Here is a 25,524-nt window from a genome sequence, read left to right on the forward strand (position 1 = left end):
CATAGCATGAGCGACCCATTCATCAAAAGCAGCTTTTCCGACTATACCGAGCAGGATTTCATTGATCTCATAGATGAAATAAGAAAGGAGGATATAGCGCCGACAGATCTCCGTGCAGATGCATTGATTATGCACTTCAACAAGATAGTAGGACATCCGAGCGGGATGGATCTGATCTACTACCCCGAGCCCGGAGCAGATACAACATCTGCCGGAATAGCTCGTACAGTCATGGCATGGCGCGAAGCGAATAAACTACCCGGGTTCAAGACATGAACCCTGCCGCCCGTTTCATTTGAACTGTGGAACTTCAACTTGAGAACGTTATGACTAACATATCCGACTACACCGAAGCAGAATTCTTGAAATTTGTGCAATCTGTTCTTGCAGCCAACACAAGCCCAGACGAGATTCTCGATCCGCTGTTGTTTGAATTTGTACGTCTGTGTGAGCACCCAGCGGGCACTGACCTTATCTATTGGCCCGAGGATATGAAACAACAAACAGCCGAGGGCATTACCAAAATTGTGAAACACTGGCGCTCTACCCGTGGTCTGCCGGGCTTCAAGCAATAAATTACCCTGCAATACTCTCAAGAAGATCGCACCGCCTGAGCTGCCGCTTTCGCGAGCAGGCTCGCTCCCACAAGGGCATCGTTTTCGGCCAATCGATTGGCGCGGCCGCTGATCGGAAGGGCTGTAATCCCCACGCGGTTTGCACCCCGCCGGCCCGCTCGATAAAGTCCTTCAAGACTTTTACCCCACGGACGGAGAGCCCGCGTGTTTCCAGCCCAGCCCTTGAAGCGCTTTCGCCTGCCAGCCCTGACACTGCTTGTCAGCGCTCTGACCCTCACCGCATGCAACGCCCCGCCCTCTTCTTCCTTGCCGCTGGCACCGGAAGCCGCTTCCGGTTACCGCACTGATCTGCAAACCCGTCATGCCAATAAACACATGGCCGCTGCTGCCAATCCACTCGCGGCCGAAGCCGGGCGGGAGATGTTGCGTCAGGGTGGTTCGGCGATTGATGCGGCGATTGCGATGCAGGCGGTGTTGACGCTGGTTGAGTCGCAGTCTTCCGGGATCGGTGGCGGGGCGATGATTGTGTTGTGGGATGGCAAGCAGGTGCGCACCTATGACGGCCGCGAAACGGCGCCGGCCGGGGCCACCGAGAAGCTGTTCCTGAAGGCTGACGGTAAACCGATGGCCTTTACGCAAGCGCAGATCGGCGGGCGCTCGGTCGGTACGCCCGGGGTATTGCGGGCGCTGGAGCTGGCGCATCGACAACACGGTCGCTTGCCATGGGCGAAGCTGTTTGAGCCAGCGATCAAACTGGCCGAGCAAGGCTTTGCAATTTCCCCGCGTCTGCATTCGCTGCTGACTGCCGATCCACTGATACGCCAGTCGCCAGACATGGCCGCGTACTTCCTGAATGACGATGGCAGCGTCAAAGCTGTCGGCACACGCCTGCAAAACCCGAAGTTGGCCGCCGTGTTCAAACGCATCGCCAGCGAAGGTGCCGATGCGCTGTACAAAGGTCCGATCGCCGAAGAGATCGTCGCCAAGGTTCAACAGCACGCCAACCCCGGCAGCCTGTCGCTGAACGATTTGCAGCGCTATCAGGCCAAGGAACGCGCGCCGCTGTGTACCGACTACAAGCGTTGGCAGGTCTGCGGCATGCCGCCACCGTCGTCGGGCGGGATCGCCGTGGCGCAAATTCTCGGCACGTTGCAGGCGCTGGAGACTCGCGATCCACGCCTGTCGCTGACCCCGCTCAAACCAGTGAACAGCAGCAGGCCGGCCGGCATTGAACCGGCGCCGCAAGCGGTGCATCTGATCGCCGAGGCTGAACGTCTGGCCTATGCCGACCGTGCGCAATACGTGGCCGACACCGACTTCGTCCCGGTGCCGGTCAAAGGTCTGCTCGATCCGGCCTACCTGGCCAGCCGCGCCATCCTGATCGGCGAGCGCAGCATGGGCAGCGCCAAACCGGGCACACCGCCGGGCGTGCAGGTTGCCTACGCACCGGACCGCTCGCCGTTGCGTATCTCGACCTCGCAAGTGGTGGCGGTGGATGACCTTGGTGGCGCCGTGTCGATGACCACCACCATCGAAGCCGCGTTCGGCTCGCACCTGATGGTTCAGGGTTTTCTGCTGAACAACCAGATGACCGACTTCTCGTTCATCCCCGAAGAGAACGGGCAGAAAGTCGCGAACCGCGTCGAACCGGGCAAACGCCCACGCTCGTCGATGGCGCCGACGCTGATCTTTGATCGCAATACTGGTGAATTCGTCGCCACGGTCGGCTCGCCCGGCGGCTCGCAAATCATCGAATACGTGGCGAAAACCACCATCGGCCTGCTCGACTGGAACCTCGATGCACAAAATGCGATCAACCTGCCCAACTTCGGCAGCCGCAATGGCCCCACCGAACTGGAACAGGGACAATTCAGCCCGGCGCTGATCCAGGCACTCAAGGACAAGGGCCACACGCTCAGCGAAATCGACATGACCAGCGGCACCCAAGCGATCGTGCGGGTGAAGGATGCGCAGGGCAAAGCGACCTTGACGGGGGTGCCGATCCTCGGCGTGAGGGAGAAGCGTTGGGGGACTGAAACACTGCATTGAAAAAGGCCTGTCGAGCAGCAGGCCTTCTCCCAGGAATAAATCAGACCGCCAACGTCTTGCCATCCACCCCATCCCCAATCTTCAGGAAATGCCCGCCCGCAACGTGATGCAGCGTGCGCAATCCATCCTGCCCTTCGAAATGCCAGCGCCCATCGCTGAACACACGCTCGTCGGCTTGGGCGGCGATGACTTCGGCAAGGAACAGGTCGTATTGCTCGTGATTACGCGGCTCCGGCAGCAGGCGGCATTCGAGCCAGGCAACACAACCCTCGAGCAGCGGCGCTTCAACCTGTTCGCCGGCAAAGGTGTGCAGGCCGTACGCCTGAAATTTGTCGTGCCCCTGGTTGCGGGTGATTTCCAGGCCGGACGTATTGCCGACGGTTTGCACGATATCGGCCTGATTGACGCAAGGCACGTTCAGCACAAAGGTGCCGGAGGCTTCGAGCAACTGGCGGGTCCAGGTGGATTTGTCGAGGACGACGGCGACTTTCGGCGGTTCGAAATCCAGCGGCATGGCCCAGGCGGCGGCCATGATGTTGCGCTGGCCGTCGTGAGCGGCGCTGACCAGCACGGTCGGCCCGTGGTTGAGCAGGCGGTAGGCTTTGTTCAGAGGCACCGGACGGCGGTGGGAAACGCTCATGGGATCTGCTCCGGAGGAAAAGGAGCCGATTGTAGCGCTGTCACTGGCGAAACACAGAACCTGTGGGAGCGAGCAGATGCGGCGCTGCCCCTCGGTGATCGTTCCCACGCTCTGCGCGGGAATGCATCCTGTGACGCTCTGCGTCACGCCAGCGAAGGAACGCGGAGCTTCCCGGGCGGCATTCCCACGCAGAGCGTGGGAGGGATCAGTGCGGTGTCAGTGAGAGAGCTGATTGGCAAACTGCCCCACCGCATCCACCACTTTCTGCGCACCGTCCTGAATCTCGACGATCACCGTGCCCGCCTCCGCCGCCAGCGCCAGGCCCTGTTCGGCCTGAAGCTTGCCGTCGGTCATCAGAGCCACGGCATTGCGGGCCATTTCCTGGTTCTGCCGTACCACGCCGACGATTTCGTCCGTCGCCTGGCTGGTGCGCGAGGCCAGTTGCCGGACCTCGTCCGCGACCACGGCAAAACCACGGCCCTGCTCGCCGGCCCGGGCGGCTTCGATCGCGGCGTTGAGCGCCAGCAGGTTGGTCTGTTCGGCAATGCCGCTGATGGTTTTGACGATGGTGCCGATCACCAGCGACTGCTCGTTGAGCGCCTCGATACCTTCGCCAGCGGCTTGCATGTGCCGCGACAAATCACGCATCACGTTCACCGCTTCGGTGACGACCGTAGTGCCCCGTTGCGCGGTGCTGTCGGTTTGTTGCGAGGTGCTGTAAGCGATGCTCGCTGCGTCGGCAACCGCCTGCTCGCGGTTGACCTGATCGGTGATCACCGTGGCGAATTTCACCACTTTGTACAGTTTGTCGTTGGCATCGACCACCGGGTTGTAGGACGCTTCCAGCCACACCGTACGACCATGGCTGTCGATACGCTTGAAGCGGCCTGCGACGAATTCACCACTGTTCAAGCGCCGCCAGAAGTTCTGGTACTCGGCGCTGTTGTACTCTTCCGGGGCGCAAAACGTGCGGTGATGTTTACCCTTGATCTGCGCCAGGCTGTAACCCATGCCGTTGAGGAAGCGATCATTGGCGCTGAGCACATTGCCGTTGAGGTCGAATTCAATCACGGCGGTGGAACGCACCAGCGCACCGATCAGGTTCTCATGCTCGCGGGAGGCTTCGATGGTGCGGGTCAGGTCGCTGGCGTAGAAGGAGATGTGTCTGATCCGGCCATCGGACGAGCGCACCGGTTGCACGATGGAACGCAGCCACGCCTCGTCGCCATTGCCGCGCAACAGGCGCACGGCGCCGGCGAAGTGCTCGCCACGGCTCATCGAGTTTTTGAAGCGCTGATGGAATTCGTCGGTTTTGACGTGGGCCGGGACGATGTCTTCGATTGCCCGGCCGATCAGGTCCTGGCTCTTGTAGAACATTTCATCGAGAAAATTCTGGTTGACCGAACGAATCCGCCCATCGGGCTCAAGGGTCAGCGCGAGCATTTCGCTTTCCAGGCTTTCCTTCACTTGTACAAGGCTGGAGAGTTCTTCGCGCAGAGCAGCCAGCTCTTGTTTCAAGCGTTTATTGAACATGGGAAAGCACCGATGGCAGGGTAGTTAGCGGATACAACCTTGCCATCGGCCTTGCGCAGCTTTTCTGAAGCCAGCGCCAGACCCGTCAGTCGAAAATAATCCGGCGCTTGCGGTTCAGGCAGCGCCGGCAGCCTGACACGGTCCGGTACGTGGCATGCGCGCACCGAAATACGCCGCCGTCACAATCCCCACAGCGCCCATCACTGCACAGAAGATCACGCAGATCCATGGACTCCACGGCATCAGACCAATCAGCAACAGCGGTGTGATACTTGCCCAGGCGGCGTAGGCAATGTTGTAGGTGAAGGAAATGCCCGACACGCGAATCCGCGCCGGGAACAACCCGACCATCACCGAAGGCACCGCACCCACTACCCCACAAGCCAGGCCGGCGACCGCATAGGCCATGCCGATCCAATGCCCGCCCATGATCAGGCAGCCATACAACACGCCAATGCCCAGCGGCAGCAACAGGCTGTACAGCATGACCGTGCGCCAGGCGCCGATGCGGTCGACCAGCAGTCCGGCGATCACGCAGCCGATATTCAGAAAAACGATGCCCAAGGCACTGAGGCCGAAGGTGTGGCTGGCGGTCATGCCGAAGGTTTTCTGCATCATCGTCGGGGTGATGACGACGAACACCACCACCGCCGAAGTCAGTACGCAGGTGAGCAACATGGCCGGCAGCATGGCCAGACGATGTTCACGCAGCACCGTGCGCAGCGGCAGCTCGACCCGCGCCTCGCGTTGCGCTTCCATGGCCATGAACACCGGGGTTTCGCTGAGCCAGCGGCGCAGGTAAACGCCCACCACGCCGAACACGCCGCCGAGCAGAAACGGATAGCGCCAGGCGTAATCGAGAATTTCGGCAGGCGTGAAAACCTGCGCCAGGAAGGTCGCCGTGAGTGCGCCGATCAAGTAACCGAAGGTCAGGCCGGCCTGCAGAAATCCCAAGGCGTAGCCGCGATGCCCGACAGGCGCATGCTCGGCGACGAACACCCAGGCACTCGGCACCTCCCCCCCACCGCTGCGCCTTGCAGGATGCGCAGCGCCAGCAACAGCAAGGGCGCGAAATAGCCGATCTGTGCGTAGGTCGGCATGATCCCGATCAGCAGGCACGGCAGCGCCATCATCAGGATGCTCAGGCTGAAGACCTTTTTGCGGCCCAGACGGTCGGCGAAATGCGCCATCAGAATCCCGCCCAACGGCCGCGCCAGATAACCGGTGACGAAGATGCCGAAGCTTTGCAGCAGACGCAGCCACTCCGGCATTTCCGGCGGGAAGAACAGCTGACTCAGGGTCAGCGCGAAGAATACGAAGATGATGAAATCGTAGATTTCCAGCGCCCCGCCAAGCGCCGCAAGGCCGAGGGTCTTGTAGTCGGCACGGCTGAACGGCGCCGGTCGGGCTGGAGAATTGGCAGTCATGACAAAGAACTCAGGCATCGGCAAAAACCAAGGCGCCCATGGTCTACGCAAAAGCACGGATCGACAACCCGTCAGACCATAGTCTCGGTTTGCGAAAACCTGCTCAACAAAAGGGCGGCGCTTGATTTACTGTTAGCGCCTGTCCAAGGGACCACGCCAACAACGACCAGCCGCCCATGTGGGAGCGAGCCTGCTCGCGAAAGCGTCAGTTCAGACAACCTGATGCTGAATGTGCCGACGTCTTCGCGAGCAGGCTCGCTCCCACAGGGTTCTCTGTGGCTGTCGAGCCGGGCGACTGCTCCCACGGATCAAAATAACCATAAAAAATCCGAGGTACTTCCTGTGGCCGTTGATATCGAAGATAGCCGATCCGCGCGCTTTGCCCTGCGCTGTTCCAGTTTTGCCGAACGCTGGTTTCCCGATTCCTGGGTATTCGCCGCGTTGGCCGTGATCATCGTTGCGCTGGCCACTCTGGCCATGGGCGCCAAACCCACCGCTGCAGCGATGGCCTTCGGCGACGGCTTCTGGAGCCTGATCCCGTTCACCATGCAGATGGCCTTCGTGGTGATCGGCGGCTACGTCGTCGCCAGCTCTCCGCCCGCAGTCAAACTGATCGACAAACTGGCACGCATCCCGAAAAACGGCCGCTCCGCCGTGGCCTGGGTGGCATTGATTTCGATGGTCGCATCTTTGCTCAACTGGGGTCTGTCGCTGGTATTTGGCGGGCTGCTGGTACGCGCCCTCGCCCGCCGCACCGATCTGAAGATGGATTACCGCGCCGCCGGTGCCGCTGCTTACCTGGGCCTCGGCGCGGTGTGGGCGCTGGGCTTGTCATCGTCAGCCGCACAGTTGCAGGCCAACCCGGGCAGCTTGCCGCCGTCGATCCTGTCGATCACTGGCGTAATCCCGTTCACCGAAACCATTTTTCTCTGGCAATCCGGGGTCATGCTGCTGGCGCTGATCGTGATCTCGATCATCATCGCCTACGCCACCGCGCCCGGGCCGAACTCGGCACGCGACGCCAAGGCCTGCGGCATCGACCCGGCGTTCAACCTGCCGCCGCTGCAACCGCGCACTCGCCCCGGTGAATGGCTGGAACACAGCCCGTTGCTGATCATTGTGCTGGTGCTTCTGGCGGCGGGATGGCTATTCCATGAGTTTTCGACCAAGCCGGCGATTACCGCGATTTCCGGCCTGAACACCTATAACTTCCTGTTCATCATGCTCGGCGCGCTGCTGCACTGGCGCCCGCGCAGCTTCCTCGATGCCGTGGCCCGTGCGGTGCCGACCACCACTGGCGTGTTGATCCAGTTTCCGCTGTACGGCTCGATCGCCGCGCTGATGACCACGGTCAAAGGCGCCGACGCGCAAACCCTCGCGCATCACATCTCGACTTTCTTTGTCAGCATCGCCTCCCACGACACCTATGCGCTGCTGATGGGCGTGTATTCGGCGATTCTCGGTTTCTTCATCCCGTCCGGCGGCGGTAAATGGATCATCGAAGCGCCCTACGTGATGCAAGTCGCCAATGACCTGCAATACCACCTCGGCTGGGCAGTGCAGATCTACAACGCCGCCGAAGCACTGCCGAACCTGATCAATCCGTTCTATATGCTGCCGCTGCTGGGCGTGCTCGGGTTGAAGGCGCGGGACTTGATAGGCTTCTCGTTCGTGCAACTGCTGGTGCACACGCCGCTGGTGCTGCTGTTGTTGTGGGCGCTGGGGACGACATTGGCGTATACGCCGCCGGTGATGCCGTAAGTCGATAAAAACGCACCTGCTCAAGGGCAGGTGCTCTCAAAACTTGGTTTGATCGCTGCTTTAGACGGGTCGCGCCTGATCAAGCACCTGCTGACGAAATTTCACTGGCAGGTCGCCGGGGGTCAGCACCTCGACCGCAACACCCAGCAGGTCTTCAAGCTCAACCTGAAGTCCGCCCAGATCAAAAAGCGTCGTGCCGGGCAGTGGGTCAACCAGCAGATCGAGATCGCTACCGTCCAGATCCGTCCCCAGCAATGCTGAACCAAATACACGCGGGTTGGCCACGCGAAAGCGCCCGATCACTTCGCGGACGGCGGACCTTTGCATGTCGAGAGCAGTAGAAGGCTTCATGACTCACCCTTGGAAAATTCGATGTCGCTGCAGTCTAGCAGTGCGGACGCGCACCAGGCAGCGTGCTTGTTGGCACAGCCGTAACAATATGTGCGCTGCTTGGGTAATACCGCATTCAGGCAAGAATCCACACTCAACCGCTTTTCTGTCAAACACCACTGATCCACTATGAAGCGCCCCCAAATCGAGGGGAACCCACGCTGAAAAGGATCTGAGCATGTTCAAACTCGCAGGACTTACCCTCGTTGCACTGACGCTAAGCGCCGCCGTCCACGCCGATGTCGACGTGAAACTGGGCAGCACCGAGCGCGTCACCCGCCTCTTCGCCTACCCCAATAATTGCAGCGTGATCTGCTTTCGCAACTGGACGCTGGAGCAGACCGTTGCTCACTACCTGAGCCAGAGCGTCCAGCGCGACGGTTACGCCGATGCCAAGGTGCTGGTGAAAACCGACAACGATCAGCTCTACGCCGAGATCACCGGAGTGCCGGACGGCTATGACAAGCCGCTGTCGGCGTTGCTCGACGCCGGCGACCTGGCTTATGCCGGCGCCAGCAAGCTGAATGCCGATGGCAAATGGGCCTACAGCTGGTATCTGTTCCTGCCGTTGGGCATGGCCTTGGAAAATCGCAAGAGCGTCGAGTTGCTGCACTTCCCGCCTGACTACTCGCTGACCCAGGCGCAGGACTATCTGCGCTCGAACACCACCGATCGCTGGGCGACGTTGCTGACCGATAACGGCATCCCCGCCGGGCAGACGCCGGCTTACCAGACCATCATCGACATCGCGCCGATCGCCGCGCCGTCCAATGCCGGCGGGGATCTGGAGGACGTCTACGACTACTTCAAGGATTACCAGACCACGCTGGTCAAGCAGTTCAGCCAGACCGCCAGCGGCACGACGCTGCCGATGGTTGCGTTCGGGGCGCCGGTGCGCAACTGGATCAAGGAACAATACGGGCCGACCGTGGGGGTGCTGGGGCTGGCGAGCATCAGTCCGGCCGAAGGAGTGAATGTGCCGGTGCTCGGCTCGAATCATCCGAGCTATATCTGGTACGCCGCCGATCCGAAAAGCTATACCGGCGACGATGCCCAGGCGAAGGCTGACGCGGCGGGCCTGAAAGTCATGGGCCAGGATTTGAGCGCGGCTTGCTGGCAGGCCGGGATGGGCAGCAAACCGGGCAGCGATGCACAGGCCACGCTGAACAGTTGCACACAAACATGGCAGGTAACGCAAAAGGTCAAAACCTGCGAGTTGTTCTATACCTCGATCCGCAACCTCAGCGCTGAACAAGCGGCTGCCAAGTGCGCCACGCCACGCATCAAAACACAGCTGCAACAGCTGAAAGCGCCACTGCCTGCGGCCGCCGTGCCCGCACCAACTCTGTAATCGCTGCTGAAGTCCCCCGTGTCAGCCAATGCTGACGCGGGATAACGGTGATCGCGCCTGTCAGGTTTGACAGTAGACCGGTACCTTCAATTGCGCGACGCTTGGATCCAATCATGCTTCGCCTGGCGGGCGTGGGGACAACCCGGAGGCAATACTCACCAACAAGGATCGTTATGAACAATCAAGCCATGGGCCGGCACCTGCCGCGCGATACAGAAGGCATCTATCCGTTCGCCGGACTTCCGGTACGGCTGGGCTTCCCATCCTGCCAGGACTTTCAGATTATCCGCGACGAACGTGGTATGGCCACGGCGGTGGTAGCGCGCCGCGAGTTTCTGCGCATTAGCCGAATGTGCCGGGTTTCCGGGCAATTGCTGCCCTATCGCTGTCGACAGACCCGTCAGTTGCAAACCGGCATCCACGTTTACGATCCGCGCTTTTGCGGTGTGCTCGAGCACGCCTGCGATCCGAATGTATTTCTCGACATGAGCGAGTTGTGGCTGTGGGCCTTGAAAGATATCCATAGCGGCGAACATCTGAGCATCGATTACGCATCGACCGAAGACAAACTGCTACGCCAGTTCGCCTGCGATTGCGGTTCGTCGCGCTGCCGTGGGTGGATCACCGGTTACGACGAACCACCCACGCCTGAAGGCCAGCGCTTTTTACAGCGCTGGCGGCATCCAGGCCGAAGCTGAAAGCTGCGGCTACGGCGCGCCGACCGGACGCAAACGGTATTGCGGCGGCAACTGTTCGAAACCACTGATGGTGGTATTGAGACTTTTCCAGCGGCCATCCTTGATGCCGTAGATGCAGCCGTGGATCGACAGCGGCTGCCCGCGATGCCAGGCGTTCTGGATGATGCTGGTGTGCGCGACGTTGGCCACTTGCTGGATCACGTTGAGTTCGCACATGCGATCGACCTGCTCTTCTTCGGTCGCCAGCTTGGCCAGTTCTTCGCGTTTCTCGTAGTACAGGTCGCGGATCGACCGCAGCCAGCCGTCGATCAGGCCGAACTGGCGATCCTGCATCGACGCGCGCACGCCGCCGCAGCCGTAGTGGCCGGTGACGAGGATGTGTTTGACCTTGAGCACATCCACCGCGTACTGGATCACCGAGAGGCAGTTGAGGTCGGTGTGCAGCACGACGTTGGCGACGTTGCGGTGTACGAACAGATCGCCCGGCAACATGCCGACGATTTCGTTGGCCGGTACGCGCGCGTCGGAGCAGCCGATCCATAGATATTCCGGGGTCTGCTGGCGCGCCAGTTTGGCGAAGAAGTCCGGGTCTTCCTTGGTGATCGCGTCAGCCCAACGCTCGTTGTTATCAATCAGGTCTTGTAGATCGTGCATGGATAAGGCCTCAAGAAAGATGCGCAGGTTTGATAGACGACCACCCGTCGAAGTCACGCCACCAGCGCAAAGTGTTTTCGTTGGAATTCTCGCGCGCCCGGTGAGTCCACTCAGTAAGGCCCACAGTATGAGGAATTGCCATGACTGATTCACGACGCCCTTATGATGCGGTGCAACCGGAACCCATCGACGATAACGAAGACCGCATGGGCTCGGTGCACGAGCTGGATTTCGACGACGAAGAGCCCAGCGCGAAAATCGGAGATGAACTGCCCGAGCGTGAACGCGAACAATTGATGCCGGCTGAGCGAGTGCGTGAGGCGGGTATGACCGGGGCTTCGGTGGATGATCATCAGCCGACTGACGATGACCTGAGCCCGGAAACCCTGATTCGCGAGGATGGTGCGCGCGATGCCGATGAACTCGGCGAGGGTAATCAGGCGGATTGGGATCTGAGCGTGGTCGATAAAAATGACATCGGCGGCGGTGACGGGCTGGATGAAGCGGAACTGGCGGATCTGGATCCGCTGGATGGCAAGCGCTGATCCGCTGACTTGAAATTCGCCCCCTGTAGGAGCTGCCGAAGGCTGCGATCTTTTGATTTTGCTTTGGATCTTACAAAAACAGGATCATAAGATCGCAGCCTTCGGCAGCTCCTACAGGCCTAATCCACCAAGGTACAGGCCATCACCACCGCATCCTCACGCCCACCCACCGCCGGATAATAATCGCGACGCCGGCCGATCTCGTTGAAGCCATACCGCTCATACAACTTGAAAGCAGCAGTATTGCTGTCGCGCACTTCGAGAAAGCACTCCCGCGCTTCAGCCGCATACGCCCGCGACATCAAATGCTCGAGCAACGTCAGGCCCAACCCCCGCCCCTGATTTTCCGGTTTGACCGTGATATTGAGCAGGTGCGCCTCATCAAGAATGATCTGCACCACACCGTGGCCCACCTGCTGCTGCCCTTCGAACATCAGCCAGATCTGGTATTTGCCCAGGCCATCGAGAAAAATCCCCCGGGTCCACGGATGGCTGTACGCGGCGTATTCGATCTTCAACACAGCGTCCAGGTCCGCCTCGATCATCGGGCGAAAGGTTACAGCCTCACTCATCGGATTGTTTCCAGCGCGCCATCAGCCGACGCATGGCTTGCCACACAGCGGCCTTGCGCTGTGGCTCTTCCATTAACAGTTCCAGACCGGGAATCGCCCAGGCCAGGCCCAGACCTTCGATCTGCAATTCACTATTGAACGCTTCGGCGTCCGCTTCCCCGGCAAATTTCACCGCCGGCAGGCCGATCAGCCACAGACAGGCGCAGGGCGCCGCTTCCATTTGCACCGAGAGGAAGCCTTGCACGAAGTCGCGCGCCGCTTCCGGGCCTTGATCCAGCGTGCCGCGATTGAGCCAAGGCCAGCGCACCGGTTCGCCGACGATCTGCGGCGCATCCGGCAAACCGGCGGCGCGCAGCATATCCTTGAGCAGCAGGTAGGCCGGATCGCGACTTTGAAACGCTTCGCCTGTGGGTAACTCGACCAGCAGCAGGCAACGCCCGGCGCGCAGCAGTTGCAGGGCGAACCGCGGCGGCGGCACTGGCGCAGGCTTGACCACCACCGGCGTGTCGTCGACTTCCTCCACCGGTTTGGCGCCGTTGCGGGTACTGGCCAGCGACGGACGCGGCACTTCGATTTTCGGTCGTTCGGCCTGACGCGCGGCAGGCTGCGCCGGTGCTTCGGCCTGGGGCGCCGGAACAACCGGTACCTCAAGCTCAGGCTCGGGCATCTCCAGCAGCTCGGGCCGCGACGGTGCGGCGAAAGGCAGTTCGGTGCGCGGCAGCCAGTTGACCACCTGCATGGCGTTCAAATAGGCGCGGCGGCGGGACTCGATAAGCAAAGGTCGGCCACTTGTGGATAACGGAAAGTGCGCTGATTCTACCGCCCTTCGCACAAGATCGCTCGCTGTTGATCGATACCCCGCGCTGCGCTGCGCCGCTGCCCTTTGGGCAAAGAATGCGACAGCCCGTCCCGAGAGTGAATCGCCGCGCCTGTGATGCAGTACAATCGCCGCTTTTAATCGCCAACCAGCCGGCCATTCCGATGATCGAACCCAAGCGCGTCTTGCGCGCCCTCGCTGAACACTGGGCACTTCTGGAGCCACTGTGCGAGCACTTCGACCAAGGCACCCTGAGCCTCAACGAACTGCGCACGCAACTGGCCGCCCAACAACTCGACAGCACGCCGCAGGACATCACCAGCCTGCTCGACGTGTGGATTCGCCTCGATATTCTGGTTCCGGTGGCGAAAAGCCCGAACCGTTTCGAGCTCAACGCGCAGATCCACGACTTCCTCGCCTACCTGCGCCGCGAACACCGCCTCGGCCTGTGCCTGGAAATCGAAGCCTACCTGCGTCACCTCGAGCGTCTGGCCGGTTATATCCAGGACGCTTTCGACGTCCGTGACGGCAACGATCTGGCGCGCCAGCTGCGCTTGCTCGACATGCGCGTGCGCGACGTACTGAAGAAACTCGACAACGATGAACAGGCCCTGGTGGCCGTGGCCGAACGGGCGAAGACCAGCGACCGACAGATTCCGCTGCGTCAGCGTTACGCCGAGGTCCTGGCGACGTGGGACGAATACGTCGAGCCGATGATCGATCTGGTCAACGCCGATGGCGCCTTCGAACAAGGCGTGCGCAAGGTCGAAACCGTGCTGCTGAAGATGCTCAGCGAACAGCAGCGCCTCGGCCATCTGGTCGATGACGACATGCTCCTGCGCACCCACGCGCGCATCCTCGAAATGCAGACCAGCGCGCAACTGACCCTGCGTCATGCCCGCGAATTGCTGCTGCCGTTGCGTGAAGAAGCGCGTCGGCACAACGCCGTCACTCGCGGCGCCGCACTGGCACTGGCGGCAATTCGCCGCAAAGGCATCGACGCCGTGCCGCAAGCGGCGATGCCACTGTTCACCCGTCCGCAAAGCACCTTCCTCGGCAGCGCCAGTCAGGTCGAAGCCTACGTCTACGCGCTGGCGCGTTTCGAGCCGAAACCGGCGCGCTTCCCCAAGGCGCACAAAACCCAGAAGGCTGGCGACGCGCCACGAGCGCCGCGCACCGTGCGCGAGATGGTCGATCGTTGCGAAGAATCGCTGCCGATGCCGGACCTGATGACCTGGCTGCTGGAGCAGGAACCGGACGGCGCCACCGACGAATTGCTTTACTGGTTCTCGCGCCTGTCGCGGGAAAAACGCTTCAAGCGCGAGCGTCTGGAACGCCGCGAATACCACACTCACGAGCACCAGGTCAGCCTGCGCTCCTTCGCCCTGCTCTCGGCCAGCGATACCGCCGCCGAGGATTCTGCGAGCATCCCAAATGCATCTTGATCTTTCCGAACTGTCGCAACTGGCGCCGATCTTCCGCGAGTTGTTCAAGGGTTACCACGTCAGCCGCCGTGATCCTGAGCTGTACGCACAACTGTCAAACTTCCAGGATCAGTACCGCACGCTGTTCAAGGCGCTGGGCTTTGAACTGGTCTGCGACACCCGTGGCTTCTACTATTTCGTGCCGGACATGGCCGCAGCAGCGGTGAACAAGACCGCCCAGCGTCTGGCGCTGTTCACCTTCATCCTCGTCGAGCACCTGGCCGATCAGGGCCGCGACCCGATTGCCGTGCTCGACGGCGGCAGCCTCGGCCGCGAAGAGTTGCCGTCGCTGCTGGACAAGTACCGCGACCTGTTCATCCAGGCCGAAGTGCAGACTGTTGAAGAACTCGAAGAAAAGATCATGCGCCGCATGACTCAGCTCGGTTTCGCCGGCGAAGAAAACGGTGTCTACCGCTTCCTGCCGCCGATGCACCGTTTCCTCGACGTGTGCCTGTCGGTGCAGCAGGACCGCGACCTGGCAGCCAGCGTGCACAGCGTATTGCCGTTGCCGGCACCGGTGCTGATCGACGAAGAAGCCGAAGCGAAATTCCTCGAAACCGACGATCCGCTCGATCTTTCCGAATTTGAAGAAGAAAGCGAAGAAGACGCACTGGCCCGCGCCATTGCCGAAGAACAGGAGTCCGATGCATGAGCCAGGAACGCTACGGCATCCGCCGCTTTGCCCTTTTGAACACCGCCGGTTACAGCCTCGGTCTGTTCCCGCTGGAAGAACCGTTGTCGGTTTACGGCGCGAACAACCTCGGTAAATCGGCGTCGATCAACGCGTTGCAGTTCCCGATTCTGGCGCGCATGTCGGACATGAGCTTCGGCAAGTACAGCCTCGAACAATCGCGGCGCTTCTACTTCGCCTCCGACACCAGTTACATCCTCGTTGAAGTCAACCTGCCCCACGGCCCCCACGTGATCGGCGTGGTCGGTCGCGGTCCGGGGGGCGGTTTCGGGCACCAGTTCTTCGCCTACGCCGGCAAGCTCGATCTGGCGCATTACCAGAAAAACGACACCTGCCTGCGCCAGAAAGAACTGTTCAGCAATCTCGAAAAAGAAGGCCTGAAAGCCTACGAACTCAAGCCGGATGAACTGCGCCGTTTGCTGGTTGGCGGCCACACGTCAATCCCGCTCGACCTGACCCTGATCCCGCTGCGCTCCACCAGCGAGCAGAGCCTGAAGACCTTCCGCGCGCTGTTCATCAACCTGCTGCACATGCGCGAAATCACCGCGGCCAAGCTCAAGCAACTGTTCCTCGATGCTTTCGAACACAGCTTGCGTTCCGGCAGCGTCGACTACATTGCTGCCTGCGAAGAAGCCTTCCGCGATGTGCGGCGCATGGAGCAGGACTACAACTCGCTGGTCGCCGCCGGCCCATTGGTCGAAGCGCTGGCCAACGGCGTGAAACAGCGCGATGTGCTGCGCGGCAAGCTGCATCGCCTGTCGCCGCTGCTCGACTCGTTGCTCGGCACCTGGTCGGACTACGCCACGGCGCGCAAGGAAGAGCTGACCATCCAGGCCGAGCACTACCGTCGCGAGCAGGACGACCTGCAGAACGATCAACGCGGTGGTACTCAGGAACTGATGCGTCTGGAACGGGAAATTTCCGGTATTCAGCGCTGGCTCGGCGAGTTGTCGGTGCTGAAGAACCGCTTCGCCCTGGTCGATGACGTCAAAGTGCTCGAGCAACAATTGCTCGCGGCCAAGGACGCTCACGACGAACTGGCCGGTGCCTTGGCGCAGTCGCGTCAGTTCAGCGCCGAAGATCTCGAAGAGCGTCTGCGCGATCTGGAAAAACGCCTGAAGTCGGTGAAGCAACAACTCGATCACGCCGACAACAACAGCTACGCCCGCCTGCGCGAAGAGTTCTCGCAACAGGACGTCGAGCGCCTGATGCGCCTGTTCAACAGCGCGCTGTTCAGCCTGCCGCTGGGTGAACACGGCATCACCCTCGACGAGAACGGTGAGTGGGTCAAATCCGTGGAGCTGATTCTTGATGGCTTCAAGGGCGAGCGCTTCGAAGTGCCGGGCCTGTCGATCGACATCTCGCACATCGAGCCGCCGGCTTTGCAGGCTCTGGCTGACCGCGCCGCGTTGCGCGATCAGAAAGAGCGTCTGGAAAAAGAGCTCAAGCAACTGAAAACCCAGCAGGCCGTGGCCGCCGACCGCGCCGCGAGCAAGACCCAGACCGAAGCGCTGTACCAGCAGGTGCTGGACGCACAGAAGGCGCTGGAAGATTTCCGTCGCACCCAGACCCTGAGCGCCGAAGAAAGCGACAAGCTAGAGCAACTGGCGCAGATGGAAGCCGCGCAGGACGAACTCAAGCGCTCTAGCGATGCGTTCACCGAGCGCGTCCAGCAACTGTCGGCCAAGCTGCAACTGGTCGGCCGTCAGATCGCCGACATGGAAGCCAAGCAACGCACGCTCGACGATGCGCTGCGTCGTCGTCAGTTGCTGCCGGCGGATCTGCCGTTCGGCACGCCGTTCATGGATCCGGTCGATGATTCGATGGACAACCTGCTGCCGCTGCTCAACGACTATCAGGACAGCTGGCAGGGCCTGCTGCGTGCCGATGGCCAGATCGAAGCGCTGTACGCGCAGGTGCGTCTGAAAGGTGTGGCCAAGTTCGACAGCGAAGACGACATGGAACGCCGTCTGTCGCTGCTGATCAACGCTTACGCGCACCGCACCGATGAAGCCCTGACCCTCGGCAAAGCACGGCGCGCGGCGGTCACCGACATCGCACGGACCCTGCGTAACATCCGCAGCGACTACGACAGCCTCGAGCATCAACTGGCGCTGTTCAACCGCGAAATCAACAAGCGGCAGGTCTCCAACCTGCAGAGCTTCCGCATCGTCCTCGCGCCGAACAAGGAAGCCCTCAAGCACATCGACCAGATCATCCACAGCGCCGGGCAATATGAGGAAGGCGAAACCCTGTCGGTGTTCGATCTCAGCCAGAGCGCCGAGCAGGACAACAAGAACGAAGAGGCCAAGGAATATCTGGCGCGGCTGGTGGCAGCGAACCACAACCAGCTCGGCCTCAAGGACTTGTTCGAACTGGCTTTCGAGATCACCAAGGTCAACGGTCAACCAGTCATCCACACCGACATCGACGGCGCGGCCTCCAACGGTACGACCATGACCATCAAGGCGCTGACCAACATGTACTTGTTGCTGCACTTGATGGATCGCGATCTGGCCGGCCGCGTGCGTCTGCCATACTACCTCGACGAGGCGGCGGACATCGACGAGAAGAACCAGGCGGCGTTGCTGGAAACCAGTCTGCAACTGGGCTTCGTGCCGATTCTCGCAAGTGTGAAGCCGCAGGTCTGCGCCAGTGTCGCAATCGACCTGGAAGGCGGCAGCGGCCCGGCCGGGATCTACATCGATGAAGCGGACTGGAAGTACATCCGCCGCCATGATGTGGTCAAGGCCACGCTGAATGTGCAGGCGGATGAGCCGGAGCTGGATGCGGTTTGATCGGCTTTAGCTGAAGGCAAAAAAGGGCCGCGATCTGCTGGGATCGCGGCCCTTTTTTATGGAGTGGATTTTGTGTTGATTTGGCTGGCCCCTTCGCGAGCAGGCTCGCTCCCACAATTGGAATGCGTTCCCCTGTGGGAGCGAGCCTGCTCGCGAAGGCTATTCAATAGGCGCCACTACTTACCCAGCTGAATCTTCGGCGCCCAGGTCAGCCATTCATCCTCGAACTTGTCGAACAACGGGAACGTCTGCTCGGCTCGCGCCGGATTGCCCATGCGCTCGCCATCCGGGGTGGCGAAGGCAATCCCGCCCTGAATCAGTGTCTCCAGCGATTCGGTGCGCACCGTCACGCCTTTGAACAAGCCGTAATCGAAGCCCACGCCGCTGGTGTTCCAGAAACGGCTGCCGCTGCGCACCAGTGGCGCATACTTCGGCTCGATCAGGATGTGCACCAACACACGGTCAGCTGTCTGGCCCAATTCATAACCGGTCACCTTGCCAACCGTAATTTCACGGTAGGTCACTGGTACGCCGGGCTTCAAGGAACCGCGACGTGCGGCGCTCAACACCAGACTCAGACCCGCTTCCTGCCTGGTGACTTCCGGCGCTTCGGCCAAGGCAACGAAGTTCTTCTGCGGGCCGAGATTCTTCGCCGCCGGCTGGACTTCGATGTATTTGCCGGTGACCAGCGTTTCCAGATTCTGCGTCTTGATCAGACCCAGTTCCGGCTTGACCACCCAGAACTGACTGCCGACTCGCGCAATCTTCTCCGGCACTTCGGTGATGCGAGCGGTGAGGATCACCGACTGCATGTCGTCGGTCAGATCGACGCTTTCAATCTTGCCTACGTCCAACCCCTTGAAACGCACTGGTGTACCGCTGCTCAAACCGTCGGCGCGATCGACTTTGATGGTAACGACCGCACCTTTCTTGTTCGCCTCATCGTGATCGGCGAACAGACGGAAGCGCGGGATACGTTTCTTCAACGGCGCATTGGCTTGCGGCGTTTCGAACGCGATACCGCCGGCCATCAGCGTTTGCAAAGATTCACTCTTGACCTGAATGCCGCCGGTCAAGCCACCGGTGAGGGTGATGCCGCTGACGTTCCAGAAGCGCGTCGAGGCGTTGACCAGGTTTTCGTATTCCTTCTCGATGTGCACGCCGATGACCAGCTGCTTCTTGGTTCGGGAGAACTGGTAGCTCTGTACCGAACCGACCTTGACCTGCTTGTACAGAATCGGACTGCCGACATCGATCGAGCCCAGCGAGTCGGTGAACAACACCAGATGCAGGCCTGGCGAACGCAGGTCCAGCGGTGGTGCTTTCGGTCGCGCCTCGAATTCGCGTTTCGGCGCAGCGCCTTTGTCGCCCGGACGCACGGCGATGTAGTTACCTTTCACCAGCGCTTCCAGGCCGGTAATACCGGCAAGGGATATCGACGGTTTGACCACCCAGAACTGCGTGCCCTCAACCAGATAGTCTTCGGCCAACGGATCAAGGGTCAGCTCGGCTGTTGCACTGTTCAGGTCCGGATCGACTTTGAGCGCTTTCAGGTTGCCGACCTGAATGCCTTTGTACATCACCGGCGTGCGACCGGCTTGCAGGCCCTCGAAATCGCTGAGTTTGACCTTCACGCGAATGCCGGCAGCGGCAGCGTCGAAGTCTTCATAGAGACGGAATGGCAGGCTCGGGTCGGTCGCCGGACTGTCCTTGCGATTCTCCGGCGTCGCGAACGCGATACCACCGGCGACGATGCTGGCCAGGGATTCACTGCGCACTTTCACGCCGGACAGGTTAGCGTCGATGCTGATGCCGCTGGCGTTCCAGAAACGAGTATGTTTGCGCACCAGTTTGGCGTAGGTCGGCTCAATGAACACCTTCAGTTCAACGGTGCTCTGATCCTCGGAAAGCACGTAGCTTTTGACCTGACCGACCTTGATCTGCTTGTAGAACACCGGGCTGCCGCGATTCAGCGAGCCGAGGCGATCGGCCTTGATGGTCAGGTGCAGACCGGGCTTCGCGTCGGACAGCGGCGGCTCTTCGGCGAGTGCCTTGAACTTACGCACCGGCTCGCCTTCACCGGGACTGATGGCGACATAGTTACCCGAGACCAATGTTTCCAGACCGGTGATACCGGCCAGGGTCACGCTCGGTTTGACCAGCCAGAACCGCGTGCTGGTCTTCAGGTACTGCTCAACATCCTTGTTCATCTCGATGGTGGCGATCACCCCTTTCGAGTTGCCTTCATCATCGAGCTTGAGCGTCTTGACCTTGCCGACCGGCATGCCTTTGTAGACCACTTCAGTCTTGTTGGCCTGGATGCCTTCGCCGCTTTCGAAGCGCACCTGAATTTCGATACCGGTCTCGGAATAAGCACGCCAGCCGAGCCAGCCGCCGATGATCAGCGCGATCAGAGGCAGCACCCAAATGGCCGACCAGTTCGAAGCCGGTCGGGTTTTCGCTACAGGCAAATCAGTCATGGTCGTCGTCCGACTCCGTGTTATCCCAAATCAGTCGGGGATCGAAAGTTACTGCGGCGAGCATCGTCAGAATCACCACAGAGGCGAAGGCGACGGCGCCCAGATTGGCTTCGACACTGGCTATCCGGCCGAAGTTGACGACCGCCACGAGAATGGCGATCACAAAAATATCGAGCATCGACCAGCGGCCAATGAACTCGATGAATCGGTACATCCAGATACGCTGACGGGCCGACAATGGCTGCCGACGCTGCACGGAAAACAGCAGCAGGGCGATGCCGACCAGCTTGAACGTGGGCACCAGAATGCTGGCGATGAACACCACGGTGGCGATCGGAATCATGCCGTGCTGAACCAGTTCAATCACGCCGGACATGATCGTGCTCGGTTCACCCTGGCCCAGAGAACTGACCGTCATGATCGGCAAGACGTTGGCCGGAATATAGATAATGGCTGCCGTGATCAACAGAGCCCAGGTGCGGGTCAGGCTGTTGGGGCGGCGAGCGTGCACCTGCGCGCCGCAGCGGGTACAGCTCTGCTCATCGACGTCAGCTTCCTGCTTGTTCAGTTCGTGGCATTCGGTGCACACCAGAATGCCCGCATCAATCGCCCGCATGGGCATCCTCTCCTGATAATGCCTGCCAGATCTGATGCGGTGACATCACCACCTCCAGCCAGACTTGCACCAATAACAAGCCAATGAAACATGCCAGCCCGAGACCGACGGTGATTGCTGCCATATCCGCCAGCTTCACGATCGCGACGAGGACGCCCATGAGGTAGACCTCGAGCATGCCCCAGTCTCTGAGGTGGTGGTAAATACGATAGAGCAGCAAACCGTAGCTGCGGCCGACATCGAAACGAATCGTCAGTAACACAAACAGCTGGCACAGCAACTTGAGTAACGGTATCGCCATACTGCAGAGGAAGACGACAATCGACACGCCTTGCATGTCGGTGTTGAACAGGCCGACCACGCCACTCCAGACCGTATCCTGCGAAGACTGCCCGAGGATATTGAGTTGCATGATGGGTAAAAAGTTTGCCGGCACGTAAAGTAATAACGCGGCAATTACCAGGGCGAGGCTACGCTGCACCACGTTATGGCGGTGGGCGTACAACTCATAACCACAACGCGGGCAGAGCGCCTTTTCACCATGGGCAAGTGTCGGCTTGCGCATCAGCAAGTCGCACTCGTGGCAGGCTATCAAGTCTTCCAGCGGTAAATCTGACAGCCCGGGGGCGTCAACCGATTCTGACATACAGGCTCTGGCTCCGATAAAGATGGGGCTATTCTAGTGTTCTGCTTCGAAAATAACTGTGCAATTTTGTTCTCTGAAGCTCTGAAAAACTTTCTCGCAGGCAAAACAAAACCCCAACTGCTTTCGCAATTGGGGTTTCGGAATTTAATCTTGACGATGACCTACTCTCACATGGGGAAACCCCACACTACCATCGGCGATGCATCGTTTCACTGCTGAGTTCGGGATGGGATCAGGTGGTTCCAACGCTCTATGGTCGTCAAGAAATTCGGGTACTGACTCGGGACCAGACGGCCTCGCTTCAGCAAATTGGGTATGTGACAGCTGGTGTTTGTGCGTTTCGAACTTTCGGTTCGTTTCGTCTTCACACACCGCAATCTGGCGCCTTTTCAGGTCAGCAAATTGCTTGGGTGTTATATGGTCAAGCCTCACGGGCAATTAGTATTGGTTAGCTCAACGCCTCACAGCGCTTACACACCCAACCTATCAACGTCGTAGTCTTCGACGGCCCTTCAGGGAACTCAAGGTTCCAGTGAGATCTCATCTTGAGGCAAGTTTCCCGCTTAGATGCTTTCAGCGGTTATCTTTCCCGAACATAGCTACCCGGCAATGCCACTGGCGTGACAACCGGAACACCAGAGGTTCGTCCACTCCGGTCCTCTCGTACTAGGAGCAGCCCCTCTCAAATCTCAAACGTCCACGGCAGATAGGGACCGAACTGTCTCACGACGTTCTAAACCCAGCTCGCGTACCACTTTAAATGGCGAACAGCCATACCCTTGGGACCGGCTTCAGCCCCAGGATGTGATGAGCCGACATCGAGGTGCCAAACACCGCCGTCGATATGAACTCTTGGGCGGTATCAGCCTGTTATCCCCGGAGTACCTTTTATCCGTTGAGCGATGGCCCTTCCATACAGAACCACCGGATCACTAAGACCTACTTTCGTACCTGCTCGACGTGTCTGTCTCGCAGTCAAGCGCGCTTTTGCCTTTATACTCTACGACCGATTTCCGACCGGTCTGAGCGCACCTTCGTACTCCTCCGTTACTCTTTAGGAGGAGACCGCCCCAGTCAAACTACCCACCATACACTGTCCTCGATCCGGATAACGGACCTGAGTTAGAACCTCAAAGTTGCCAGGGTGGTATTTCAAGGATGGCTCCACGCGAACTGGCGTCCACGCTTCAAAGCCTCCCACCTATCCTACACAAGCAAATTCAAAGTCCAGTGCAAAGCTATAGTAAAGGTTCACGGGGTCTTTCCGTCTAGCCGCGGATACACTGCATCTTCACAGCGATTTCAATTTCACTGAGTCTCGGGTGGAGACAGCGCCGCCATCGTTACGCCATTCGTGCAGGTCGGAACTTACCCGACAAGGAATTTCGCTACCTTAGGACCGTTATAGTTACGGCCGCCGTTTACCGGGGCTTCGATCAAGAGCTTCGCGTTAGCTAACCCCATCAATTAACCTTCCGGCACCGGGCAGGCGTCACACCCTATACGTCCACTTTCGTGTTTGCAGAGTGCTGTGTTTTTAATAAACAGTCGCAGCGGCCTGGTATCTTCGACCGGCATGAGCTTACGGAGCAAGTCCTTCACCCTCACCGGCGCACCTTCTCCCGAAGTTACGGTGCCATTTTGCCTAGTTCCTTCACCCGAGTTCTCTCAAGCGCCTTGGTATTCTCTACCCAACCACCTGTGTCGGTTTGGGGTACGGTTCCTGGTTACCTGAAGCTTAGAAGCTTTTCTTGGAAGCATGGCATCAACCACTTCGTCACCCAAAGGGTAACTCGTCATCAGCTCTCGGCCTTAAGATCCCGGATTTACCTAAGATCTCAGCCTACCACCTTAAACTTGGACAACCAACGCCAAGCTGGCCTAGCCTTCTCCGTCCCTCCATCGCAATAACCAGAAGTACAGGAATATTAACCTGTTTTCCATCGACTACGCTTTTCAGCCTCGCCTTAGGGACCGACTAACCCTGCGTCGATTAACGTTGCGCAGGAAACCTTGGTCTTTCGGCGTGGGTGTTTTTCACACCCATTGTCGTTACTCATGTCAGCATTCGCACTTCTGATACCTCCAGCAAGCTTCTCAACTCACCTTCACAGGCTTACAGAACGCTCCTCTACCGCATCACCCGAAGGTGATACCCGTAGCTTCGGTGTATGGTTTGAGCCCCGTTACATCTTCCGCGCAGGCCGACTCGACTAGTGAGCTATTACGCTTTCTTTAAAGGGTGGCTGCTTCTAAGCCAACCTCCTAGCTGTCTAAGCCTTCCCACATCGTTTCCCACTTAACCATAACTTTGGGACCTTAGCTGACGGTCTGGGTTGTTTCCCTTTTCACGACGGACGTTAGCACCCGCCGTGTGTCTCCCATGCTCGGCACTTGTAGGTATTCGGAGTTTGCATCGGTTTGGTAAGTCGGGATGACCCCCTAGCCGAAACAGTGCTCTACCCCCTACAGTGATACATGAGGCGCTACCTAAATAGCTTTCGAGGAGAACCAGCTATCTCCGAGCTTGATTAGCCTTTCACTCCGATCCACAGGTCATCCGCTAACTTTTCAACGGTAGTCGGTTCGGTCCTCCAGTCAGTGTTACCTAACCTTCAACCTGCCCATGGATAGATCGCCCGGTTTCGGGTCTATTCCCAGCGACTAGACGCCCTATTAAGACTCGCTTTCGCTACGCCTCCCCTATTCGGTTAAGCTCGCCACTGAAAATAAGTCGCTGACCCATTATACAAAAGGTACGCAGTCACAGAACAAAGTCTGCTCCCACTGCTTGTACGCATACGGTTTCAGGATCTATTTCACTCCCCTCTCCGGGGTTCTTTTCGCCTTTCCCTCACGGTACTAGTTCACTATCGGTCAGTCAGTAGTATTTAGCCTTGGAGGATGGTCCCCCCATATTCAGACAAAGTTTCTCGTGCTCCGTCCTACTCGATTTCATGACTAAGAGATTTTCGCGTACAGGGCTATCACCCACTATGGCCGCACTTTCCAGAGCGTTCCGCTAATCTCAAAGCCACTTAAGGGCTAGTCCCCGTTCGCTCGCCACTACTAAGGGAATCTCGGTTGATTTCTTTTCCTCAGGGTACTTAGATGTTTCAGTTCCCCTGGTTCGCCTCTTGCACCTATGTATTCAGTACAAGATAACCATCTTATGATGGCTGGGTTCCCCCATTCAGACATCTCCGGATCAAAGTCTGTTTGCCGACTCCCCGAAGCTTTTCGCAGGCTACCACGTCTTTCATCGCCTCTGACTGCCAAGGCATCCACCGTATGCGCTTCTTCACTTGACCATATAACCCCAAGCAATCTGGTTATACTGTGAAGACGACATTCGCCGAAAATTCGAATTTCTCAACTAAGAGAACTCACAAATTTTACCTTAGCCTGATCCGTTACCAGTGAAAGTAACGTTCAGTCTATCTTTCTATCACATACCCAAATTTTTAAAGAACGATCTAATCAAAAGACTAGAAATCAATATTCAGTGCGAATATTCATTTCTAAACTCTCAAACTTCGAAGCAGTTTATGGTGGAGCCAAGCGGGATCGAACCGCTGACCTCCTGCGTGCAAGGCAGGCGCTCTCCCAGCTGAGCTATGGCCCCATAACAAAATTGGTGGGTCTGGGCAGATTCGAACTGCCGACCTCACCCTTATCAGGGGTGCGCTCTAACCAACTGAGCTACAGACCCAATTTCGAGCTTGTAACTGTTAGCTCAGAGCTATCAGCTTGGAGCTTAAAGCTGCTTCTATCGTCTTCTTCAATGAATCAAGCAA

General features: G+C 59.1%; 18 protein-coding genes, 2 tRNA genes, 2 rRNA genes and 3 pseudogenes. 10 read left to right on the plus strand and 15 right to left on the minus strand.

The features are described 5' to 3' along the window. Window positions 1–6: 6 nt before the first annotated feature. The 3 genes and pseudogenes from FEE99_RS27595 (at window position 7) to ggt (ending at window position 2,611) form a co-directional block, all read left to right on the plus strand. A complete protein-coding gene (locus FEE99_RS27595; protein WP_041480009.1) occupies window positions 7–276 on the plus strand; it encodes a bacteriocin immunity protein in 270 nt (89 codons plus the stop codon). A gap of 50 nt (window positions 277–326) precedes the next feature. After that, window positions 327–575 carry a bacteriocin immunity protein gene (locus tag FEE99_RS27600; protein WP_041480010.1) on the plus strand — a complete coding sequence of 83 codons (249 nt, stop codon included), beginning with the start codon at window positions 327–329 and terminating at the stop codon, window positions 573–575. 204 nt (window positions 576–779) lie between these two features. Beyond that, a pseudogene (gene ggt, locus FEE99_RS27605) lies at window positions 780–2,611 on the plus strand (gamma-glutamyltransferase). Window positions 2,612–2,664: 53 nt separating this feature from the next. Here ggt and FEE99_RS27610 read toward each other — a convergent pair. The 4 genes and pseudogenes from FEE99_RS27610 to FEE99_RS27625 all read right to left on the minus strand — a co-directional run bounded on the left by FEE99_RS27610 (window position 2,665) and on the right by FEE99_RS27625 (window position 6,224). Further along, a complete protein-coding gene (locus FEE99_RS27610) occupies window positions 2,665–3,264 on the minus strand; it encodes a flavin reductase family protein (RefSeq protein WP_041480012.1) in 600 nt (199 codons plus the stop codon). 216 nt (window positions 3,265–3,480) lie between these two features. Further along, on the minus strand, window positions 3,481–4,089 hold the full coding sequence (locus tag FEE99_RS27615; protein ID WP_420480646.1) for a methyl-accepting chemotaxis protein: 609 nt from the start codon (window positions 4,087–4,089) through the stop codon (window positions 3,481–3,483). Continuing rightward, a pseudogene (locus tag FEE99_RS27620) lies at window positions 4,069–4,797 on the minus strand (PAS domain-containing protein); the annotation flags it as partial. The pseudogene FEE99_RS27620 and the gene FEE99_RS27615, both read right to left, overlap by 21 nt. A 114-nt stretch (window positions 4,798–4,911) precedes the next feature. Next, window positions 4,912–6,224: pseudogene (locus FEE99_RS27625) on the minus strand (MFS transporter). A gap of 342 nt (window positions 6,225–6,566) precedes the next feature. Between FEE99_RS27625 and FEE99_RS27630 the strand changes: the two are divergent. Beyond that, the gene (locus tag FEE99_RS27630; RefSeq protein ID WP_016773194.1) at window positions 6,567–7,985 is read left to right on the plus strand and encodes a short-chain fatty acid transporter; all 1,419 of its coding nucleotides are present in this window, start codon (window positions 6,567–6,569) and stop codon (window positions 7,983–7,985) included. Window positions 7,986–8,045: 60 nt separating this feature from the next. Here FEE99_RS27630 and FEE99_RS27635 read toward each other — a convergent pair whose 3' ends face one another. After that, the gene (locus FEE99_RS27635) at window positions 8,046–8,336 is read right to left on the minus strand and encodes a nucleotidyltransferase family protein (RefSeq protein WP_042609686.1); all 291 of its coding nucleotides are present in this window, start codon (window positions 8,334–8,336) and stop codon (window positions 8,046–8,048) included. Between the two features lie 217 nt (window positions 8,337–8,553). Here FEE99_RS27635 and FEE99_RS27640 point away from each other — a divergent pair, with 217 nt between their 5' ends. Both FEE99_RS27640 and FEE99_RS27645 read left to right on the plus strand, forming a co-directional pair. Then, window positions 8,554–9,726 carry a hypothetical protein gene (locus FEE99_RS27640; protein WP_041480016.1) on the plus strand — a complete coding sequence of 391 codons (1,173 nt, stop codon included), beginning with the start codon at window positions 8,554–8,556 and terminating at the stop codon, window positions 9,724–9,726. Window positions 9,727–9,899: 173 nt separating this feature from the next. Continuing rightward, window positions 9,900–10,424: a lysine methyltransferase gene (locus FEE99_RS27645; protein WP_041480017.1), complete on the plus strand. Its 525-nt coding sequence runs from the start codon at window positions 9,900–9,902 to the stop codon at window positions 10,422–10,424. Window positions 10,425–10,433: 9 nt separating this feature from the next. Here FEE99_RS27645 and can read toward each other — a convergent pair whose 3' ends face one another. Next, window positions 10,434–11,078 carry a carbonate dehydratase gene (can, locus tag FEE99_RS27650; protein ID WP_039761245.1) on the minus strand — a complete coding sequence of 215 codons (645 nt, stop codon included), beginning with the start codon at window positions 11,076–11,078 and terminating at the stop codon, window positions 10,434–10,436. A gap of 140 nt (window positions 11,079–11,218) precedes the next feature. Between can and FEE99_RS27655 the strand changes: the two genes are divergently transcribed. Continuing rightward, a complete protein-coding gene (locus FEE99_RS27655) occupies window positions 11,219–11,623 on the plus strand; it encodes a hypothetical protein (protein WP_041480018.1) in 405 nt (134 codons plus the stop codon). 119 nt (window positions 11,624–11,742) lie between these two features. On the opposite strand, the gene rimI is transcribed toward FEE99_RS27655, so the two are convergent. Together rimI and FEE99_RS27665 are read right to left on the minus strand one after the other, a co-directional pair. Further along, window positions 11,743–12,195, minus strand: a complete 453-nt coding sequence (gene rimI / locus FEE99_RS27660; RefSeq protein WP_041480019.1) for a ribosomal protein S18-alanine N-acetyltransferase — start codon at window positions 12,193–12,195, stop codon at window positions 11,743–11,745. Further along, window positions 12,188–12,934, minus strand: a complete 747-nt coding sequence (locus tag FEE99_RS27665; protein WP_041480020.1) for a hypothetical protein — start codon at window positions 12,932–12,934, stop codon at window positions 12,188–12,190. The genes rimI and FEE99_RS27665 overlap by 8 nt, the downstream gene beginning before the upstream one ends. Window positions 12,935–13,176: 242 nt before the next feature. Between FEE99_RS27665 and mksB the strand changes: the two genes are divergently transcribed. Genes mksB through mksF form a run of 3 tightly spaced genes read left to right on the plus strand, consistent with a single transcriptional unit; the run spans window position 13,177 to window position 17,985 of the window. After that, window positions 13,177–14,457, plus strand: coding sequence for an Mks condensin complex protein MksB (gene mksB / locus FEE99_RS27670; protein WP_160768349.1), 1,281 nt, complete (start codon window positions 13,177–13,179; stop codon window positions 14,455–14,457). Then, window positions 14,447–15,148, plus strand: coding sequence for an Mks condensin complex protein MksE (gene mksE, locus FEE99_RS27675; RefSeq protein WP_016773189.1), 702 nt, complete (start codon window positions 14,447–14,449; stop codon window positions 15,146–15,148). The genes mksB and mksE overlap by 11 nt, the downstream gene beginning before the upstream one ends. Continuing rightward, window positions 15,145–17,985 carry an Mks condensin complex protein MksF gene (mksF, locus tag FEE99_RS27680; RefSeq protein ID WP_041480021.1) on the plus strand — a complete coding sequence of 947 codons (2,841 nt, stop codon included), beginning with the start codon at window positions 15,145–15,147 and terminating at the stop codon, window positions 17,983–17,985. The genes mksE and mksF overlap by 4 nt, the downstream gene beginning before the upstream one ends. Window positions 17,986–18,161: 176 nt before the next feature. On the opposite strand, the gene FEE99_RS27685 is transcribed toward mksF, so the two are convergent. The 7 genes from FEE99_RS27685 to FEE99_RS27715 all read right to left on the minus strand — a co-directional run bounded on the left by FEE99_RS27685 (window position 18,162) and on the right by FEE99_RS27715 (window position 25,439). Continuing rightward, entirely contained in the window at window positions 18,162–20,465 is a 2,304-nt protein-coding gene (locus FEE99_RS27685; RefSeq protein WP_041480022.1) for a PqiB family protein, read from the minus strand. Continuing rightward, a complete protein-coding gene (locus FEE99_RS27690) occupies window positions 20,458–21,081 on the minus strand; it encodes a paraquat-inducible protein A (RefSeq protein ID WP_041480023.1) in 624 nt (207 codons plus the stop codon). The genes FEE99_RS27685 and FEE99_RS27690 overlap by 8 nt, the downstream gene beginning before the upstream one ends. Further along, window positions 21,068–21,727, minus strand: a complete 660-nt coding sequence (locus FEE99_RS27695; RefSeq protein WP_041480024.1) for a paraquat-inducible protein A — start codon at window positions 21,725–21,727, stop codon at window positions 21,068–21,070. The genes FEE99_RS27690 and FEE99_RS27695 overlap by 14 nt, the downstream gene beginning before the upstream one ends. Window positions 21,728–21,875: 148 nt before the next feature. After that, window positions 21,876–21,991 (minus strand): 5S ribosomal RNA (gene rrf / locus FEE99_RS27700). Window positions 21,992–22,144: 153 nt separating this feature from the next. Further along, window positions 22,145–25,038: ribosomal RNA gene (locus FEE99_RS27705) — 23S ribosomal RNA — on the minus strand. A 238-nt stretch (window positions 25,039–25,276) separates the two neighbouring features. Next, a tRNA-Ala gene (locus tag FEE99_RS27710) sits at window positions 25,277–25,352 on the minus strand. A 10-nt stretch (window positions 25,353–25,362) separates the two neighbouring features. Further along, window positions 25,363–25,439, minus strand: a tRNA-Ile gene (locus FEE99_RS27715). Window positions 25,440–25,524 lie beyond the last annotated feature (85 nt).

The organism is Pseudomonas sp. ef1, from assembly GCF_007293365.2.
GTDB classification, from domain to species: Bacteria; Pseudomonadota; Gammaproteobacteria; order Pseudomonadales; family Pseudomonadaceae; genus Aquipseudomonas; species Aquipseudomonas siliginis.

Coding starts and splice junctions, on each gene's coding strand:
- FEE99_RS27655 (WP_041480018.1), top strand. CDS start 11,219: ATGACTGATTCACGACGCCCTTATGATGCGGTGCAACCGGAACCCATC.
- rimI (WP_041480019.1), bottom strand. CDS start 12,195: ATGAGTGAGGCTGTAACCTTTCGCCCGATGATCGAGGCGGACCTGGAC.
- FEE99_RS27690 (WP_041480023.1), bottom strand. CDS start 21,081: ATGCGGGCGATTGATGCGGGCATTCTGGTGTGCACCGAATGCCACGAA.
- FEE99_RS27640 (WP_041480016.1), top strand. CDS start 8,554: ATGTTCAAACTCGCAGGACTTACCCTCGTTGCACTGACGCTAAGCGCC.
- FEE99_RS27600 (WP_041480010.1), top strand. CDS start 327: ATGACTAACATATCCGACTACACCGAAGCAGAATTCTTGAAATTTGTG.
- FEE99_RS27685 (WP_041480022.1), bottom strand. CDS start 20,465: ATGACTGATTTGCCTGTAGCGAAAACCCGACCGGCTTCGAACTGGTCG.
- FEE99_RS27610 (WP_041480012.1), bottom strand. CDS start 3,264: ATGAGCGTTTCCCACCGCCGTCCGGTGCCTCTGAACAAAGCCTACCGC.
- FEE99_RS27665 (WP_041480020.1), bottom strand. CDS start 12,934: ATGCAGGTGGTCAACTGGCTGCCGCGCACCGAACTGCCTTTCGCCGCA.
- FEE99_RS27645 (WP_041480017.1), top strand. CDS start 9,900: ATGAACAATCAAGCCATGGGCCGGCACCTGCCGCGCGATACAGAAGGC.
- FEE99_RS27695 (WP_041480024.1), bottom strand. CDS start 21,727: ATGTCAGAATCGGTTGACGCCCCCGGGCTGTCAGATTTACCGCTGGAA.
- can (WP_039761245.1), bottom strand. CDS start 11,078: ATGCACGATCTACAAGACCTGATTGATAACAACGAGCGTTGGGCTGAC.
- FEE99_RS27635 (WP_042609686.1), bottom strand. CDS start 8,336: ATGAAGCCTTCTACTGCTCTCGACATGCAAAGGTCCGCCGTCCGCGAA.
- mksF (WP_041480021.1), top strand. CDS start 15,145: ATGAGCCAGGAACGCTACGGCATCCGCCGCTTTGCCCTTTTGAACACC.
- FEE99_RS27595 (WP_041480009.1), top strand. CDS start 7: ATGAGCGACCCATTCATCAAAAGCAGCTTTTCCGACTATACCGAGCAG.
- mksB (WP_160768349.1), top strand. CDS start 13,177: ATGATCGAACCCAAGCGCGTCTTGCGCGCCCTCGCTGAACACTGGGCA.
- mksE (WP_016773189.1), top strand. CDS start 14,447: ATGCATCTTGATCTTTCCGAACTGTCGCAACTGGCGCCGATCTTCCGC.